Here is a 2,925-nt window from a genome sequence, read left to right as displayed (position 1 = left end):
TGGCGGCGCTCGGGGACGTCGTAGTGGTCCTCGTCGAAGGCCCGCTCGGGGACGTCCGCGGCCGCAGCGAACGCGTGGAGCTCGGCGAGGGACGTGTCGGAGACGAGGTGCGCGAAGACGGTCCCGTGCGCGGGCCACATCGGGGTGTCGATGAGGATCGCCATGCCCCTCAGCATCGCACGCGATACCCGTCCTGGCGCGACGACGTGGTTTGGAGTCAATACTTGAGTCAAGTACACTCAAGTTAGATGCGTTGACCTACGTGAGGCCAGCGCGGTTTCATGGGTCTGGAACCCGGGGGAAGGAGCTCTCTTTTGGACGTCAAATTCACCACGAAGAGCCAGGAGGCGCTTTCGGCCGCGGCCATGAATGCCTCGACCGCTGGCAATCCGCAGGTCGAGCCGGCCCACCTCCTCAAGGCGCTCATGGATCAGCGCGAGGGCGTCGCTGTCGCGCTCCTGCGGGCCACGGGTGCCGACCCGGACGCCGTGAGCGTCGCCGCGAGCACCGCGATCAAGGCCCTGCCCTCGAGCTCGGGCAACACTGTCGCCCAGGCGCAGCTGAGCCGCCAGGGCCTCCAGGTCATCCAGGCGGCGCAGCAGGAGTCGGAGCGGCTCGGGGACAGCTACGTCTCGACCGAGCACCTCCTGCTCGGCCTCGCCGCCGACGGCGGTCCGGCCGGCCACGCGCTGCGGGACAACGGCGCGAACCTCGAATCGCTCAAGGCGGCGCTCCCCGGCGTGCGCGGCGACCGCAAGGTGGACAGCCCCGACCCCGAGAACACGTTCCAGTCCCTCGAGAAGTATGGGACCGACCTCACCGCGATCGCCCGCTCGGGCAAGCTCGACCCCGTGATCGGCCGCGATGCGGAGATCCGGCGCGTAGTCCAGGTCCTCTCGCGGCGCACCAAGAACAACCCCGTGCTCATCGGCGAGCCGGGGGTGGGCAAGACCGCCGTCGTCGAGGGGCTCGCCCAGCGCATGGTCGCCGGGGACGTCCCGGAGAGCCTGCGCGGCAAGAGCCTCATCTCGCTCGACCTCGGCTCGATGGTGGCCGGCGCGAAGTACCGCGGCGAGTTCGAGGAACGGCTCAAGGCCGTCCTTGAGGAGATCCGGAGCTCCGAGGGCCAGATCGTCACGTTCATCGACGAGATCCACACGGTGGTCGGCGCGGGCGCGACGGGGGACTCGTCGATGGATGCCGGGAACATGCTCAAGCCCATGCTCGCGCGCGGCGAGCTGCGCCTCATCGGCGCCACGACGCTCGACGAATACCGCGAGAACATCGAGAAGGACGCCGCGCTCGAGCGCCGCTTCCAGCAGGTCTTCGTGGGCGAGCCGAGCGTTGAGGACACGATCGCGATCCTCCGCGGCCTCAAGGAGCGCTACGAGGCCCACCACAAGGTCTCGATCTCCGACTCCGCCCTCGTCGCGGCGGCGACGCTCTCGAACCGCTACATCACTGGCCGGCAGCTTCCCGACAAGGCGATCGATCTCATCGACGAGGCCGCGTCGCGGCTCCGCATGGAGATCGACTCGGCGCCGGAGGAAATCGACCAGCTGCGCCGCGCCGTCGACCGCCTCACCATGGAGGAGCTCGCCCTCGACGGCGAGACGGACGCCGCGTCGATCGAGCGGCTCGCCGCCATCCGCGAGGACATGGCCAACCGGAAGGAGGAGCTCGCCGCGCTCAACGCCCGGTGGGAGGCGGAGAAGGCCGGCCTCAACCGCGTCGGCGAGCTTCGCGCGCGGCTCGACGAGCTGCGGTCGGTGGCGGACAAGGCCCAGCGCGACGGGGACCTCGCCGAGGCGTCCCGGATCCTCTACGGCGAGATCCCGACGGTCGAACGCGAGCTCAAGGCCGCCTCGGTGGCCGAGCAGGAGGCGAGCGCGAGCGCCAAGATGGTCGCCGAGGAGGTCACGGCGGACGACATCGCGGAGGTCATCTCCGCGTGGACCGGAATCCCGGCGGGCCGCATGCTCCAGGGCGAGAGCCAGAAGCTCCTGCACATGGAGGAGGAGGTCGGGAAGCGGCTCATCGGCCAGACGAAGGCCGTCCAGGCGGTCTCCGACGCCGTGCGCCGCGCGCGGGCCGGGATCAGCGATCCCAACCGGCCCACCGGCTCGTTCCTGTTCCTCGGGCCGACCGGCGTGGGCAAGACCGAGCTCGCGAAGGCGCTCGCGGACTTCCTGTTCGACGACGAGCGCGCCATGGTGCGCATCGACATGAGCGAGTATTCGGAGAAGCACGCCGTCGCGCGCCTCGTCGGGGCGCCTCCCGGGTACGTGGGCTACGAAGAAGGCGGGCAGCTCACGGAGGCCGTCCGGCGCCGGCCGTACTCGGTGATCCTGCTGGACGAGGTCGAGAAGGCGCACCCCGAGGCGTTCGACATCCTGCTCCAAGTGCTCGACGACGGCCGGCTCACCGACGGGCAGGGCCGCACCGTGGACTTCCGCAACACGATCCTCGTGCTGACGTCCAACCTCGGCAGCCAATACCTCGTGGACCCGGACCTGAGCCAGGCCACGAAGGAGGACGCCGTGATGCAGGTGGTGCACACCTCGTTCAAGCCCGAGTTCCTCAACCGGCTCGACGACATCATCATGTTCGAGCCGCTCTCGGTCGACGAGCTCTCCCGGATCGTCCAGCTGCAGGTCGATGCGCTCCAGGGGCGGCTGCGCGGGCGCCGCCTCGCGCTCGACGTGACCGACGGCGCGCGGGCCTGGCTCGCGATGTCGGGCTATGACCCCGCGTACGGCGCGCGGCCGCTGCGGCGGCTCGTCCAGCGCGAGATCGGGGACCGGCTGGCCAAGGCCCTCCTCGCGGGGGAGGTCACCGACGGCGACACGGTTGCCGTCGACGTGGCCGACGTCTCGGTGGACCTCCACGACCTCACCGGCGCCTCGAGCGGCGGGCTGAGCGTCA

The 2,925-nt window shown here is 70.2% G+C and carries 2 protein-coding genes; one reads left to right on the top strand and one right to left on the bottom strand.

What is annotated here, in order from left to right:
• On the bottom strand, positions 1–164 hold a 164-nt coding region (locus ACLN58_RS20300), incomplete at its 3' end, for a DUF4031 domain-containing protein (RefSeq protein WP_415857041.1).
• 150 nt (positions 165–314) lie between these two features.
• Between ACLN58_RS20300 and clpB the strand changes: the two genes are divergently transcribed.
• Positions 315–2,925, top strand: a 2,611-nt coding sequence (gene clpB, locus ACLN58_RS20295) for an ATP-dependent chaperone ClpB (RefSeq protein WP_415857040.1), incomplete at its 3' end; no start/stop codon positions are given.

This window comes from Sinomonas sp. G460-2 (assembly GCF_047759905.1).
GTDB lineage: Bacteria > Actinomycetota > Actinomycetes > Actinomycetales > Micrococcaceae > Sinomonas.
This window is presented reverse-complemented; position numbering and strand designations above follow the sequence as displayed.